At 45.7% G+C, this 15,923-nt stretch carries 9 protein-coding genes; 3 read left to right on the forward strand and 6 right to left on the reverse strand.

The window, feature by feature from the left end; genetic code table 11:
- The first annotated feature begins 100 nt into the window (after positions 1-100).
- A complete protein-coding gene (locus QT984_RS18685; protein ID WP_333055956.1) occupies positions 101-769 on the forward strand; it encodes a calcium-binding protein in 669 nt (222 codons plus the stop codon).
- 126 nt (positions 770-895) lie between these two features.
- Here the strand turns inward: QT984_RS18685 and QT984_RS18690 are convergent, their stop codons facing one another.
- The 6 genes from QT984_RS18690 to QT984_RS18715 form a co-directional block, all read right to left on the reverse strand.
- Positions 896-2,374, reverse strand: coding sequence for a mechanosensitive ion channel family protein (locus QT984_RS18690; RefSeq protein ID WP_333055954.1), 1,479 nt, complete (start codon positions 2,372-2,374; stop codon positions 896-898).
- The gene (locus QT984_RS18695; protein WP_333259307.1) at positions 2,367-4,514 is read right to left on the reverse strand and encodes an adenylate/guanylate cyclase domain-containing protein; all 2,148 of its coding nucleotides are present in this window, start codon (positions 4,512-4,514) and stop codon (positions 2,367-2,369) included. The genes QT984_RS18690 and QT984_RS18695 overlap by 8 nt, the downstream gene beginning before the upstream one ends.
- A 172-nt stretch (positions 4,515-4,686) precedes the next feature.
- Entirely contained in the window at positions 4,687-6,606 is a 1,920-nt protein-coding gene (locus QT984_RS18700; RefSeq protein WP_333374629.1) for a globin domain-containing protein, read from the reverse strand.
- Positions 6,607-6,735: 129 nt separating this feature from the next.
- Entirely contained in the window at positions 6,736-7,053 is a 318-nt protein-coding gene (locus QT984_RS18705) for a hypothetical protein (protein ID WP_333055950.1), read from the reverse strand.
- Positions 7,054-7,268: 215 nt separating this feature from the next.
- On the reverse strand, positions 7,269-9,281 hold the full coding sequence (locus tag QT984_RS18710) for an EF-hand domain-containing protein (RefSeq protein WP_333374631.1): 2,013 nt from the start codon (positions 9,279-9,281) through the stop codon (positions 7,269-7,271).
- 154 nt (positions 9,282-9,435) lie between these two features.
- Positions 9,436-11,499 carry a histidine phosphatase family protein gene (locus tag QT984_RS18715; protein WP_333374633.1) on the reverse strand — a complete coding sequence of 688 codons (2,064 nt, stop codon included), beginning with the start codon at positions 11,497-11,499 and terminating at the stop codon, positions 9,436-9,438.
- A gap of 707 nt (positions 11,500-12,206) precedes the next feature.
- Here QT984_RS18715 and QT984_RS18720 point away from each other — a divergent pair.
- Both QT984_RS18720 and lepB read left to right on the forward strand, forming a co-directional pair.
- Positions 12,207-14,684 (forward strand): ATP-dependent Clp protease ATP-binding subunit, encoded by a 2,478-nt coding sequence (locus QT984_RS18720; RefSeq protein WP_333055947.1) that lies wholly within the window; start codon positions 12,207-12,209, stop codon positions 14,682-14,684.
- A 405-nt stretch (positions 14,685-15,089) separates the two neighbouring features.
- Positions 15,090-15,683: a signal peptidase I gene (gene lepB, locus QT984_RS18725; RefSeq protein WP_333055946.1), complete on the forward strand. Its 594-nt coding sequence runs from the start codon at positions 15,090-15,092 to the stop codon at positions 15,681-15,683.
- The last annotated feature ends 240 nt before the right edge of the window (positions 15,684-15,923 follow it).

Here is a 15,923-nt window from a genome sequence, read left to right on the forward strand (position 1 = left end):
TTAAGACTGAGATGTGCATATTTAAACAACGACATCAAGCTCGGTATTTCTGCTTAGTTAAAAAGCGGGATGCTCCCACGACGTATTAACAGGGACTGGGATTTTTGGGAAATATTACAACAACAACGGCAACCATACTTATTATTTTGGGGATGGGGACGATATTGTCTCTGCGGGCACTGGCAATGATATCATCTTCGGCGGGAATGGAGTTGACGCCCTTGGTGGCGGAGATGGAAATAATCTGATCTTTGGTGAGGCGGGTGGTGATTTTATCACTGCTGGCACAGGGAATGACACCATTAATGGCGGGGCTGGAAATGACAACATCAATGGCGGAAATGGTAGGAATACCATTCGCGGTGATGAGGGTAATGATTATCTCACTGGTGGAAACGGCATCAATATCTTGTTTGGTGGTTTGGGGAACGACACTCTCGCAGGTGGTACCGGTCAGAACATATTAAGAGGTTCAGAAAACAACAGTTTGTCTAGTGCTGAGGTAGATACTTTAATTGGCAACAGCGGTCAATCTCTTAACACATTTTATATTGGCGATAATACAAGAAATTGGTACTCAGTTGCTGGCGGAAATGATTATGCCAAGATTGTTAACTTTAATGCAGACACTGACGTAATTTTGGGTGGCGTGAATATTGAGGCGCAAAACCTCATCACTCAAACTTTTCTCTGGGCGGGAAGTGAATTGATTGCAAAGATTGACGGTCTCTGGGCTTCGCAAATGCAGTTCCCTGTAAGGATATTTTAGGCTTGACCTTTCTCCGGTATTGCAGAGGCGGCTGTGATTCGTTATACTTTGCACCGTCATAGACCGTGCTTTTTCACCAGCCCCAAGAATTGTAAAATTGCCACAATATGAACACTTTCATCATCCTCATAGGGAATCAACCTTAGCATTTGACGAAACATCTGCCTGCGCGGCCATACTTACCGCTTTGCTTCGCGCTTCGATAATTTGACCGATCTCGCGCCCCAAGCTTGGTTGACGTTCAATCATCGTATTTACAGCATCTGAGTAGACGACAAGAACTTGCAAATCGTCAACGGCGACAACCGATACCGGACTCGGTTCCCCACTAAACAGCGCCATCTCGCCAAAAAACTCACCACTCAAGATAGTCATAACCTCCAACTCCATGCCCAACTTGTTCGTGACTGTTACCTTAGCCTGACCCGCAATGATAATGTACAAAGCATTACCAGGCTCGCCCTGCCGGATGACTTTCTCTCCCGCACCAAACTTCTGTAAAATAGTTCCCTTAGTTAAGTCATCCAAATTTTTTGCCTCTCTAGCTAAAGGCATAAATCCGGGAATTGAATGCAAGCTTTGGGCTAACTTACTGGAAGCGCTATCTGCCTTATCAGCAACTTCCACAGCATAGGAGTATCGGTAGCGATATAGCGTCAGGTTGTTTCGCTGCGCTGCGTACCAGATTCGTGTCATAAATCGATCGAGTATCTGCTCCATATCTTCAAAGTTTTCGATAAAAAACTCCACCTCATAGATAATTGCAGTCTCATCATAGGATGTAGTTTTGCTCTCAGGTTCGGGTTCGGCTAATATCCCCTGTGTAGCCAAAGCTGTACTTAGCAGTACCTGCTTCACCAGGTTAGGGGGGCTATCGTAAGAAAAGCCAATATTGATACGTTGGTTGTAAATGCGTTCTGGTTGGCTGTAATTATGAATTATTTCTTTTCCAACAAATTGATGGGGAACGATAATCACCTGCCGCTGGAGATTTAGCAGGCGAACAGAGCGCCAATTGATATCAATTACCTGCCCTTCGATATCTCCAATTCGCAACCAATCACCCACACTGAAGGGGCGTTCTAGAAGCAGCGCAATGCCAGACATGATGCTGCCTAGTGTGTCCTGAAGCGCCAAACCGATCACGATCGAACTCACGCCCAATCCCGTAGCAAGACCAGCCAAATCTGCACCCCACACCACCGCCAGCACGATCGCGCTTCCCACAAGCACCAAAAACAACCTAGAAAGGTCGATCAGCAGTTTGGGCATCCGTGCCCGCCATGTATTTGCCTCAGCTTCTTCAAACAAAATTACATTAAACAGCGAAAGAGAAGCGTAGATAACAGATATCCAAAACAGCGTTGCGACGAGCTTTGCAAAATTCCCGTCAACGTCAAGCCTCACGACATTCCTGATTAAAACCATCAGCATTAAGACTGGCAGTACGAGGTTTTTTACAACCTGCAGCGTAGCCGCCAGCGGTCTACCGCGCCTTTCTAGATGATAAATAACCTCTCCTAGTAAAACGACCAGGAGTGGGAACCCTAATCCGACAATTACCGCCCAGGTTTGCCAGTCATTTGAAAAGCTTAAATTACTCATAAACTTCTTCCTCTCGAACACTTACGGTCAGCTTAGAAGTTTTGACTTGCCAAGCCACTAGCTTTTCTTTTCCAGGTTCTTGAATTTCACCAACCAGCTCAAAATCGTAGAGATCGTGGAGCCGCGAGCAGAGGTCTTGAGAAACTAAGATTGTTCCTGGCGGACAAGCCGACTTCAATCTATTGGCAATATTTACACTATCGCCCCAAACGTCGTATAGCAATTTATTTTTACCAATCACGCCTGCAACCACATCTCCTGAATTGATACCGATCCGCAGGTCTAGATGTAAGTCTTTTTCATAACTAAATCGGCGGACAAACGACAGCATTTCCAAAGCAAAATCTAGCGTGCGTTTGTCATGATCCAGACGCGGCATACCAAGCCCGCATACAGCCATGTAACCGTCACCAATAGTTTTAATCTTCTCTAGACCGTATTTATCTGTCATTTCATCAAAGCCTGTTACCAGTTCATTCAGCAAGCGAACAACCTCTTGAGGCGACATTGATTGAGTCAGTTTGGTGAATTGGTGGAGGTCGGAAAACAAGATCGAGACGTTAGAAATTTGCTCGGCAATTTCTCGATCGCCCTGTTTGAGGCGTTTGGCGATTGCCGGACTAAATATACTTAAGACTAATGCTTCATTTTCGCGATTTTCGCGATCGATTAGTTGAGTTTCGGCGCGAAGGCTGCCTATCGTTTGGTTAAATGACTTAGCTAAGTCTCCAAATTCATCTTGCGAACCCGATTTGACCACGGCATCAAATTCTCCAGCCCCCACCAGGCGGGCGCTTTTGATTAAAGTATTGATGGGTCTGACAAAGATTGAGGTCAGCCACATGGCAACAAGGGTGATTAACGCGATGATTAAAGTAGCGCCAATCAAAACTTTTTTTTCAAACGAGTGAATTGAGGCATAGGCTTCAGAAACATCCATCTCCGCCAAGATCACCCACTTCAATCCATTAATCTCTAGTGGAGCATAAGAACTCAAAACTGGAATATTACGATAATCGTCGATCGCCTCCGTGCCCTGTTTCCCAAAAAAAGCTTCCTTCACTGCTTTGGTTTGCACTTCCTGTAGGAGGATTGTAGTATTGAACTCTTTGATTTTCTTGACAGTCTTTTCATCAGTGCCGATCGAGCGTAGAGTTTTTGCATGACCTTCTGGGTCTTCAATCTGGAAACGAGACGCAGAGCGCATTAAATAATCCGACCCAACCAGATAAGTTTCTCCTGAATCGCCCAGACCATTTTTTTTCCAATTTTTGTTGCCAGTCATCACATTGTTAATTTTGTCAACGGGAAGCTGGAACGCCAAAACACCAATGAATTGGGAGTCGTTAAAGATTGGGGTAGCGATAAAAGCCGCAGGCGAACCGTAGGAAGGGCTGTAGGGTTTGAAATCTACTATTTTCACATAGCCCTTTCCATTTGCTTGTCGTGCCGCGGCGATCGCGGATGCTAGGTTACTCTCGTTGTAGGGGCCGTTGGTGAAGTTTGTGGTAAAGTCAGCTTCTTTAAAAACCGTGTAGACAACAGTTCCTTCGGGATCGATCAAAAACATATCGTAGTAACCGTATTTTTCCACTATATTGCGAAAAATACGGTGGTAGCGGGCGTGAGCGCGGCTGTAAGCGCTGGCGTCGCCTGGATTGTCAAGGAGAAGTTTTTTGCCAACGGGGTTGGGGTTAGCAGCGATGTAGTGGTACTGCAAGTAACGGGCAGCAGTTGTTTTTGGCGTGTAGGATGCCAGAACGGGGGAACCCTCGTTAGTTCGCGTTAGTTTAGTTAAAAATTCTGTCCGGTAGAAGGTATCAATTTTTGCGTCAAAATCCGCTGGTACTGTTGATTGTTCAAGTTGGCGGTAGGCTGTCTTGAACTCCTGCATGGCACCGACGACTGTTAGGTCTTCGCTTAAGGTTTGGCTATGGTGGTAAAGGCTTTGAAAATAATCTTGGATTTGATCAGTTTTGGCCGCCCGAAGGCTGGTTAATTGGTTGAAGACTTTTTCGGTCAGAGTAGCTTTCCCACTGCTAGAGCATATATAGGTGGTGGCGACCATAGCGCAAACGCTGACTACCAGCAACATAACTATGAGTTTTGTCTTTATACTTAATTGCTTAAATAATTGCATTTGATTTTTCCTAATCTTCTTTGCCTAATTTATTTTATGTTTAATAAATTCAAGAGTAATTTCTCACCATTAGTAGCGATCGCATTTCAGTAAGCCAAAGCTTTTCTACTCACGGTGTCGTCACCTTGAGTAGAAAAGCAGACATGAAGGTCAAAAACAAGCTGGGATCAATTTATTTGTTTGTGGCCTCATCTTCCAGAGACTTATACTTCGATCCATCAGGCATAACAGCACCTTCGAGCAAAGCACCACTCAGGTCAGAAATGCTAACTTTAGCACCTTTGAGATTTGCACCAGTTAGGTAGGCACTCTTCAAGTTTGCACCACTCAAACTAGCATCTCTCAAATCGGCACCACTCAGGTTCGCATGACTTAAATCTGCACAAATTAAACTAGCATTACTAAGATTCGCACTACTAAGATTAGCCTGAGTCAAGCTAGCAAAACTCAGTTTTGCATGACTTAAATTTGCACCACTAAGTTTAACCTGACTGATATTAGCATTATCTAAATTGGCATAAGTCAAATTAGCATTACTCAAGTCGCTTTCCATCAAATTGGCTTTACTAAGATTGGCATGAGGAAGATTAATATCTACTAACTCCGCACCAATAGCATCCAAACCTCTAAGAGAAACACCATCCTCATTCAAATCTTGGAGTGCCAGAATTCTGGCATAGCTAACTTTTACGCCGTGTGCTGCATCAACTATACTCCAAGCTTGGTAATGAAATTGCTTTCGGCGATCGGGTGCTTCCTTAATGAATAAAATTAAAGCAACGACAAGACTGAGAGAATCAACACTCTCCAAAACTTCTCCGATTAGAGAATTATCATCCGCCCACACATAAATTATGATGAACAGAATGGCTGAAACACTAGCCACTAACCAGGCTGGTTGCGTCCAAAAATTATCAATGAATTTTTCTAAAATTCCTTTGAGAACTTCACCCAATCGCTGAACGAATGATTGACCTTGAAATTGCTGATAACTCTCAGTTATTTTCGAGATCATTTTGGGGATAATTTTACCATCCAACTGAATTAATCCTAAAGGCTTTTTCTGTTCCTCGGTTGGCGGCGCGATCGGCTTAGGTTCGTTCAGTAATTGTGTCTTTGATTCTTTTGGCTGATGGTGGGTGACATCTTTTTCATCGGGGACAACATTTGATGTAGAAACAACAACTGCGCCTTTTAGCATCAAACCACTAATTGTTCTGTAGGCATCTGTCCATGCCCGCTTTACTTCGGGAGTCCAATCTTCTTGGAGATACTGCTCAAAAGTCATCAGCAGTGCGTCTCCAACTGGCCCATAATATTTGGGGATTACCCCATAGCCGATGTGTCTGCCTCCCAAGGCATTGAGAACAGGCCCTAAAGCTTCTGGAGAGCGGAGATTTTCTACTACCAATACCAAAGCATTAAGGAGCTTCTTCTGTTGTATTTTTATATCGATATGGGCAAACAATGGTTTATATTCTGGGTGAGCGATGAAGAGGTTTTCGTAGAAGCTAGCGGCAAATTCATCAGCACGAGGTTTGATTTTATCAAAACTGCTTTCCAGTACCTCTACGGCTAATTTGGGCTCTTTTTCTGGGACTGATTCTAGTTGGTGATTAACTCCTATAGTCACCGGTTCGTCTGGAATTATCTCTGTTTCTAATTGAACTTCTTCAGGTGTCGTTTCTACCCCAGCGCCTTTTAACATCAAAGCAGTAATTGCTCTGTAGGCATTTGTCCACGCCAGCTTTACTTCGGGAGTCCAATCTTGCTGGAGAGACTGCTCAAAAGCACTCAGTAGTGCTTCTCCAACTGGGCCGTAATATTTGGGAATTACTCCATAACCGATGTGTCTGCCTCCCAAGGCCTTGAGAACTGGCTCCAAAGCTTCTGGAGAGCGGAGATTTTCTACTACTAAAACCAGAGCACTTATCAGCTTTTTTTGTTGCTTGGCCATATCAGTTGTGGCAAACAGCGGTTTCAACTCTGGGTGAGTTGTAAACAATTTTTCGTAGAAGCTAGCGGCAAAATCATCAGCACGAGGTTTGATTTTATCGAAACTTTGCTCTAAAACTTCAACATTTAAAGACATATTTTTGTTTCTCTTTTGAAAGGTGATGCTCCCTTGTCTAAAGACCGGTTTTTTTAACTATCCGGCTCTGATGAATGCTTTTAATAGAGTGTTGGAAGAGAGTTTCTGTGTTCACGCCAGGGCAAAATATTACAAATTCAAATTTTCCAATTCTTGAGACACCATAGCCATAAACTCACCTGCATCGTTGATGCCCATTTCTCCTAAAGCTTTCCACTCTTCACTGCTGTAATCTAAATCGAGTCCCATCACCTCTTGAGTCCAATAGGGCAAATTAGATGGGTTTTCCATTAGCTCACAGGTGATCCTTAAGATTTCTGTTCCGCTCATCTTTTTTCTAACCTTTGTGGCTAAGCAAAAGGAGAACAATTTCGCCAAATTACTTTCTGGTGGAATGGCTATTAGAAATGCCATATTTTGTGCTAGTACAAACTTGTCTAACTTCATTGGATATTTTCCTCGTTTTTCGATATTCAAGTAAGCTTTTTTGGGAGATGACGGAGAGCAAGTTCAGGAATTACGCAAAAGTTCACATAAACCGGGTTTTTCCACTTGGATAAATAGCCCAAAAGCCGAATTTACGTCAAAGAACCCCGGTTTATGTGTAAGTCCTAAACTTATGACTCTCGCTGAAGATCATAAATCAATTGCCAGAAGTTTTGCTAGAAATTTTCTTTCCTATAGCCAAACCCGTATTTATGGCAGAGATTTCTCAATTGTACCGAGAGTCCAGGAGGGCCGCAGAAATATACGTCAACTTTATTGGGCGCGTGTTGCTGCGCTATATCTTGAAAAATCTCCTCCCAGTCTGGACGACCCGTTTGTGTACGGCTCTTTAAACCTGTAATCAAATCAACCTGCGTTTGGGAATGCATCAAATCCATTGCCACAAATAGGGTGCTGGATTTCATATCTGACTTTTGTTGGGCACCTGTCAAATACAAATTAATGTCAAATAGGTTGTTAGTGTCTTGGGCTTCGATTCTGGATAAGAGTTCAACAAACCATTCAAATGCTTTTTGCTCTCGGTTGAGCCAGTAAAAATGTACCTTTTGCAAACGCATTCCTGAAGAACCGTGTTGGCTTCGGTACAGCATACTTTTCAGAATAGAGGCAAAGGGAGTTACGCCAATACCCGCACCGATGAGAATAGCGTACTTAGATTCAAAGATATGGGTACTTGGTGTCCCATAGGGCCCATCTAAATGGACAAGCACTCCAGGCTCGTATTTAGAGTTACCTGACCGTATCCATTGCTCGTGCTGTTCTCGGAAAAGTTGATATAATTTTCCAGTCCAACTGCCCGCAGAGCGTATGTGTACAGATAAGACATCCTGCATTTCGGGGGCGCTACTAATTGTGAATGGATGCCATTCATATTTGGAGAGACTGGGACATTTAACAAACACGTAGTCCCCTGGTTGATAGTGGAAAGATTTAGGACGTGCAATTTCCAAACCTAGAACTTTGGAGGGGAGTAAAGAGGCATTAACTACATAGGCAGGCTCTTTTGTATTCTGGCGGCGAATAACCAGTTCGATCGCAAATCCCACAACAGGTAACAACACCCACTGCCAAAAAACTGGCCCGTGAACTAACGCCAGGGCAAACCACACGACGTACAACATATGAGCTGTATAGAAAAGCGCAAATTTTCCGCCTTTGCGGATTGGAGCTTGCGCTGTCACCCACATAACTGCGAAAACTAGCAGTAATAAAAATCCTGACAAGCCAGCCTTCGTTGCAAAAAGACTTTGTGCAAAGGGAACCGGCAATGTGGTGTAATTGAGAAAATGCGCGATCGTATGGACGATCGCAAAGGCAAACATGAATTGACCCACGAGCTTGTGAAACTCGATGCCCTCATCTATCGGCAGATAGTTGTTGATCCTCGTTTTGCGAAGCCAAGTCATAAAATGCCGCAGCATGGGAATTAGGATCAATGCCCCGTTGAAGTTGAGCGCTGCGCCACATCCCCGCGCAATTTGAACGTACACATTTGCGCCTAGACTTGCATATCGATCGACAGCCCCAAAGAAAAGAACCAGATTGGCAATAAGATAGAGGGACAAAAAAGCGATCTTGACCCAGTTGTTTTGAATATAATGCTTGATGTACGCCTTTGGCGACCTTTTCTCTTTGGGCGCAACTGCTATGGCGTCGTCGTCTGGCTGGCGAGGTTTTAACCAGCTAACCGGGCTAACTGCCATCGCCTCAAGCAGATCGGGATGCTTTCCGATTAAACCTTTGAACTCTTCAAAAGAAATTTCGCCACTTTTATCGGTATCAGCTTCTAAAAACAAAATGTCAACCAGACCGATAACTTGTTCCGGCGGAAAGGTTAAATTGTTTTCCTTTAAGCTAGCAGCAATCAAGTGAGAAACTTCGTCTTTTTCGATTGAGCCATCCCCGTTAATGTCGTGCAATTGATAAGCAAATTTTAGTTTGTCTTCTTCGGTTGCAAAGACAAGTTCCTCTACTGTTTTCAGAAATTCATCGAGGTCTATAACGCCACTTTTATCGTTGTCAAACATCGAAAACATTCGCTCGGCAAAATATTCATCTTTCAGCCCCATAGCTTTCTTAAACTCCGAGCGATCGATTTGTTGGTCTTTTCCAGCAATCTTGGTAAAGACTTGTCGCAATTCCTCTAAAATTTTTCTCGGAGTATCCATTGTGAGACTAACCTCGGTTTTTTTTTCAATTTTTTGCCAGTTATGGAGCTAGCTAAAACAATCATTATTGCCTTCCTGCATACAGCAGTCGGACAAATAAGCATGACATCATTTTTCAAATTTGAATATGATGTCATGCTTATTGAGCCAAAGTTTAGATTTGAGCAACGTTAAGGTTAGCAACCAACCCATACGTTGATATGTACTCTTCTAACTCTGCTAAATCAACACTGCCATTTTTATCGGAGTCAAGAGTATTAAAAAGATAATCAGTGATGTAGCTTCTGACTTCTTCAGAGCTACGTTCGCCTGTTGTCATATCTTCGATTAGCCCTAACAACTCCATAATCTCAGTTCGTTCTAGTGCCTTACTTCCATCCGTATCCAATTGCATGAAAAGCTTTTTGATATCTGCTGTTGCCACTCTCGAAGAACGCAGTGTTTCTCTCAGTATGTCATTGCCAAATGAATTCATGAACAATATCTGTTCGATGAGTGGTATGCAGAAAAAGCCCAGCGCTGCCCAAAAAATTGCATATCTTACGGCTTCTGGATTTGCAGTTGTACTAACTCCGATGAAAAGAGCCGCCCAAAGGAAAAAGTTGGGATTCACAAGCAGGATGTAAGCATCACGAGCTTCTGCCTTGCTAAGCTTGCCCTTTGTAAATGCTGAGGTTAATACAGCCAAAACCCGCATTGAGACAAAGACCAAAGTTGCCAATGCTAGTTGTTGCAGACAAGCGAGCGAGCGATTCGGATCGGTTGAAGAAAATAGATCCGAAATGAAGGTTGATGGAGTAAACTGAAAGCCTGTTGCCAAGGCCATGAATGCGACAGCAAGCACTCCGATGAATTTCCAGTTTTTACTGTGGTGGTTTGATTCAACAGGGGATTTGTCGCGCCAAAACTGGGCGATCGCACCCGGTATTGCCAGACCTAAAATTAGAATAATGCCGAAAAAGATCAGGCTGTCAACGTTAATGGGTAAATTGGCAACCTTCAATGTAGCCAGAAGCGCCAGTGGAGCAACGATTGATAGCGTTCTTGACAAAAGAGCCGACGGATAAAGATTACCGCCCCAAAGCACGGATAAAACTGGGGAAGTAAGGGCTGGCGGAACCATCCAAAACAGCACCCACAAAACTTTGTACAAATCCGCTTCAGTCTGATACAAAAATCCAGAAAATATTAAAAATAGCCCAACTGCCCATCGCACTGCCATCCACCCGTAAACGAGATACTTCACAGTTGAAGTTACTTTGCGTTTACTCGCTGCAAAGTCAATGTCTAAGTAGGTATAAAACGTTGAGGCGGCAAGACACGCAACGATTATTGCTCGAAATAGGACTGACGGAATCCCTGCTTCTGAGGTGCTGATTGCCCTTGCCAAGCTTCCCAGCAAGAAGGCGGTGGCATAGATCAAAATCGCCCACATAATTGAAAGATCGTTGATCTCTTTCCGCAGGGAAGCAGCACCGCCGGATTCCTTATCGCGAAACTTGACGAGATCCACACCGCTGAGAGCTTTACCATTGGGGAGTTTCAGGTGTTTATAAGCAGTAGGCGGGAGACCGCTTAAATAAAGTGCTAGAGGCTCCAATACATATTGGTGGCACACTACTAGAACGGTTTCTCCCCGTTCCAAGTGCGGTACTATTTTGTCTTCGTAGAAACGGGCTGCGCGAGAGTAAACTTGGGCAATCTTTTCGCCAGCCGGAGGTGCTTCGTTGTGCGAGTGCAACATTTCCTCGAAGCCTTCGTAGCCCAGTGCTAGACGCAGCAGATTTAGGTTACGACCCGCAAAAATGCCAAAGGATTTCTCGCTAATTCGATGGTCTATCTCAACGGGGGTATTTGGCGACTTTAGTGCTTGACTTTCAGCAAGGGCGATTTCACAGGTTTGCCTAGCGCGTCTCATGTGGGAGACATATACTGCGTCAAACTTTGTACCTTTTTTCTTGAGGTCAACACCTGCACGGCGTGCCTGCAATCGGCCAAAGGATGTGAGGTCAACATCCAGAACTCCTGCAAAAATATTGCGTTCGTTACTGGTACTTTCACCGTGCCGAATAAAGTAGACACGTCCTAGGTGTTCTGGATTGAATTCTTTTGGTGAAGCTGCAGAGGTTGTTGTAGCTGCATCGTGGAATTTACTTGTAACTTCGATCGATCCATTGTCGGTACTTTCTACCTGGTCATCTAAGTTTTTAGTGTTCATTATTTACTTTAAGTACGCCTTAAACAGGATTTAGATTCTTTTCCACGATTGAAGTTTGAGACTTTTAAGTCACACGAGTTAACGACCACAGCACTCTGCTACGAAAGCAAGGTCTTGAACCATGCTGAGTATAGTCTGAGCCAAACCCCTCGGACTGTAGTAAGACTCACTAATTGATCGGGAGCGATCGCACAACTGACAACAGGAAGAATACCCAAATCTTCAACGAATCGGGGGCAAAATTTTAGATGAAGAAAGCCCAGCTCGCTGTCGCCATCCCAAACCAACATATTCGGGAGATGGGCTGCTGCTTAAGGATGAGTTTAGGGGATCGATCGCCCATATAACCAAGAACTTTTGTAAAAAAACTGTCCTACACTTCGAGAAATATCCATTTGGCGCCTGCATGACAGCCAAAAAGATTATGCTAGAATCCATCAATACGCAGTCGTAGGTTGGGCACGGGCCGAGAAGAGCAATCTTCTTGCAGTCTAGGGGAGGTTGTAGGTCAGCCACCATTTGGGTCTTCCCAGTTGAAAGCCACCCTGCAACATGAGCCTGGAATCTGCAACCGCAGCCGAGTGCGGCAGATAGGTTGGGAGTGTCGCGCTAGAATAAGCAGTACGAGTTAACACTCGAACACAAACGCTCGTTGTGCGAGCGTGACCTCGAAACGGGCACATAGCAGCAGGTGATGGGAATAAATCATGTTTGAACGCTTCACAGAAAAAGCAATAAAAGTAATCATGTTGGCCCAGGAAGAAGCTCGCCGCCTGGGTCACAACTTCGTAGGGACAGAACAGATCCTCCTGGGTCTGATCGGAGAAGGAACCGGGGTTGCAGCGAAAGTCCTCAAATCAATGGGCGTCAACCTGAAAGACGCGCGCATTGAAGTGGAAAAAATCATCGGGCGCGGTTCCGGCTTCGTAGCAGTCGAAATTCCGTTCACTCCCCGCGCCAAGCGGGTTCTAGAACTATCCCTAGAAGAAGCTCGCCAACTCGGACACAATTATATAGGTACTGAACACCTGCTGCTGGGCCTGATCCGCGAAGGTGAAGGAGTAGCGGCCAGAGTCCTGGAAAATCTGGGAGTAGACTTGTCGAAAGTCCGCACCCAAGTGATTCGGATGCTGGGAGAAACCGCAGAAGTCGCAGCCACGGGCGGCGGTGCCCGCACCAAGACTCCAACCCTGGATGAATTTGGAGCCAACCTGACTCAAATGGCGGTCGATGGCAAACTAGACCCAGTAGTCGGACGCCAAAAAGAAATCGAACGGGTAATTCAAATCCTCGGTCGCCGCACCAAAAATAACCCGGTGCTCATCGGCGAACCCGGAGTCGGTAAAACCGCGATCGCCGAAGGTCTGGCCCAGCGCATCGCTAACAACGACATCCCAGATATCCTTGAAGAAAAGCGCGTTGTTACCCTCGACATCGGCTTGCTCGTCGCCGGTACCAAATACCGGGGCGAATTTGAAGAACGCCTCAAAAAAATCATGGACGAAATCCGCACAGCGGGTAACGTGATTTTGGTGATTGACGAAGTACACACTTTGATCGGTGCAGGTGCGGCTGAAGGCGCGATCGACGCAGCGAACATCCTCAAGCCAGCCTTGGCAAGAGGCGAGCTCCAGTGTATCGGCGCTACAACTTTAGACGAGTACCGCAAGCACATCGAGCGCGATGCAGCCCTAGAACGGCGCTTCCAGCCCGTCATGGTCGGCGAACCCACCGTTGACGAGACGATCGAGATTCTCTTCGGTCTGCGGGAACGCTACGAACAGCACCACAAGCTGAAAATCTTGGACACGGCCCTGGAAGCTGCAGCCAAACTCTCACATCGGTACATCTCCGATCGCTTCCTCCCAGACAAAGCAATTGACTTGGTAGACGAAGCTGGTTCCAGAGTTCGCCTGATCAACTCCCAACTGCCCCCCGCAGCCAAAGAACTTGACAAAGAACTGCGCCAAGTCCTCAAAGATAAAGACGAAGCGGTGCGTTCTCAAGACTTTGACAAAGCCGGCGAATTGCGCGATCGAGAAATGACGATCAAAGCCGAAATTCGCGCAATTTCCCAAGCTAAAAAAACCGACTCGGCCCGCACCGGCGAAACCGACCCATCGCCAGTTGTCACCGAAGAAGACATTGCTCAAATCGTGGCAAGCTGGACGGGCGTCCCGGTCAACAAACTGACCGAATCCGAATCCGAAAAGCTGCTGCACATGGAAGATACCTTGCACCAGCGCTTGATCGGCCAGGAAGAAGCAGTGAAAGCCGTTTCCCGCGCCATCCGTCGCGCCCGCGTCGGTTTGAAAAATCCCAATCGCCCGATCGCCAGTTTCATCTTCTCCGGGCCTACCGGCGTCGGCAAAACCGAACTCACCAAAGCCCTAGCAGGCTACTTCTTCGGTTCCGAAGATGCCATGATTCGGCTGGATATGTCGGAGTACATGGAACGGCACACCGTCTCCAAACTCATCGGTTCTCCGCCTGGGTACGTCGGCTACAACGAAGGCGGCCAACTCACAGAAGCAGTCCGCCGCCGTCCTTACACCGTCGTGCTGTTCGACGAAATCGAAAAAGCCCACCCCGATGTCTTCAATATGCTGTTGCAAATATTGGAAGACGGCCGCTTAACAGATGCCAAAGGTCGCACCGTGGACTTCAAAAACACGCTGCTGATTATGACCTCAAACATCGGTTCTAAGGTGATTGAAAAAGGCGGCGGCGGTCTCGGTTTCGAGTTCAGCGACAACCAAGCCGATGCTAATTACAACCGCATTCGTTCTTTGGTTAACGAAGAACTCAAAAACTACTTCCGCCCCGAATTCCTCAACCGACTCGACGAAATTATCGTCTTCCGCCAGTTGAACAGGGAAGAAGTCAAAGAAATCGCCGTCATTATGCTCAAAGAAGTGTTCAGCCGTTTGACAGAACAGGGCATCACCCTGGAAGTGACCGAAAAATTCAAAGAACGGCTGGTAGAAGAAGGCTACAACCCCAGCTACGGAGCCCGACCCCTGCGCCGCGCCATTATGCGCTTGCTGGAAGACAGTTTGGCTGAGGAAATCCTTTCTGGCCGCATCAAAGACGGCGACACCGCTGTTGTTGATGTGGGCGAGGACGGAATTGTTAAGGTGCTGCAAGGTCAAAAGCGGGAATTGCTGCCCCAAGGCGTTGAGTAAGTTTGAGTAAGTGCGATCGCGAGTAAAGTTTTGAAATAACCAATCTCGCGATCGCAAACAACTCAAAATCCTCACATAAAAAAGGTAGAGAATTTAAATTCTCTGCCTTTTTTATGAGTTAATATCAAGATGAGAGTTATTGTATAAATCTTTGATTGATAGGGAAATCGCAGGTGCAACGCCGATGCCTTTCTAGATACTTTGCAACTTTGCAAATGCCTGCACTTCACGTCTAGTAATTAACAGCGACATACTTCAATGGTAAGCTGTACTGCATTTAAATTGTATATTTTGGGCTGGTTCGCGTGTGCAGCTAGTCATGGTTTGATGATTTGTAGAGATGCAATTTAAATGCTGAGCGAGCTTAATCAGATAATTAGTGGCAACTATTTAGCGAGGACTTTCATGACATCTGAAAAAAAGAATTTGGGTACAGAAGTAGCAGAAAATCCGCCTGAAAGCTGGTGGCAGAAAGCGTGGAAGTCACAGCGAGAAAATCTTCAGATAGTGATTATTGCTTTAAGTTTAGCAATAGTGATTCGAGCCTTGGTCGCCGAACCGCGCTACATACCCTCAGATTCTATGGTACCCACTCTGCACGTGGGCGATCGCGTCGTAGTCGAAAAAATCTCCTACTACCTCGAACCTCCAAAAACTGGCGACATCGTAGTATTTGCCCCGCCCGAAAAGTTGCAAGAACAAGGCTTTACCCAAGACCAAGCATTCATCAAGCGGGTAATTGGCTTACCGGGTCAAACAGTCGCCGTTAAAAAAGGTTTAGTTTATCTCAACGACAAACCCCTGGTCGAAAAATATATTGCCGAACCTCCTAAATACCAGTGGGGGCCTTATCGCGTTCCAGAAAATGAATACTTTGTGATGGGAGACAACCGCAACAACAGCAACGACTCCAGCAGGTGGGGATTTTTACCTAAGCAGAATATCATCGGCCGTGCTGTAGTGCGGTTTTGGCCTCTAGAACGCATCGGGGAAGTTTGAAGAAGTCATTAGTCATCAGTTATCAGTCATTAGTTATTGGTTATTGGTTGGTTGTTAGTTTGAATAACCAATAACCAACGCTTTTGGGGCCCGATGCCCTGCGCGGGCATCGGCCCTGCGCGGGCATCGGCCTCTCCTGTACGGAAATTTCTACTAATTCTTGTACCTTGAGGGGTAGGGACTTCCTCCGGCAACTGATAAAATGGTACAAAAAGCAGCGGGTTTTCTCGCCTCGATCAA

The sequence above is a fragment of the Microcoleus sp. Z1_B2 genome (assembly GCF_036700325.1).
In the GTDB taxonomy this organism is placed as follows: Bacteria; Cyanobacteriota; Cyanobacteriia; order Cyanobacteriales; family Microcoleaceae; genus Microcoleus.

Bases quoted from the DNA above. Each gene is read 5' to 3' on its own strand.
- QT984_RS18710 (WP_333374631.1), bottom strand. From the start codon at position 9,281: ATGGATACTCCGAGAAAAATTTTAGAGGAATTGCGACAAGTCTTTACC.
- QT984_RS18705 (WP_333055950.1), bottom strand. From the start codon at position 7,053: ATGAAGTTAGACAAGTTTGTACTAGCACAAAATATGGCATTTCTAATA.
- QT984_RS18720 (WP_333055947.1), top strand. From the start codon at position 12,207: ATGTTTGAACGCTTCACAGAAAAAGCAATAAAAGTAATCATGTTGGCC.
- lepB (WP_333055946.1), top strand. From the start codon at position 15,090: ATGACATCTGAAAAAAAGAATTTGGGTACAGAAGTAGCAGAAAATCCG.
- QT984_RS18695 (WP_333259307.1), bottom strand. From the start codon at position 4,514: ATGCAATTATTTAAGCAATTAAGTATAAAGACAAAACTCATAGTTATG.
- QT984_RS18715 (WP_333374633.1), bottom strand. From the start codon at position 11,499: ATGAACACTAAAAACTTAGATGACCAGGTAGAAAGTACCGACAATGGA.
- QT984_RS18700 (WP_333374629.1), bottom strand. From the start codon at position 6,606: ATGTCTTTAAATGTTGAAGTTTTAGAGCAAAGTTTCGATAAAATCAAA.
- QT984_RS18690 (WP_333055954.1), bottom strand. From the start codon at position 2,374: ATGAGTAATTTAAGCTTTTCAAATGACTGGCAAACCTGGGCGGTAATT.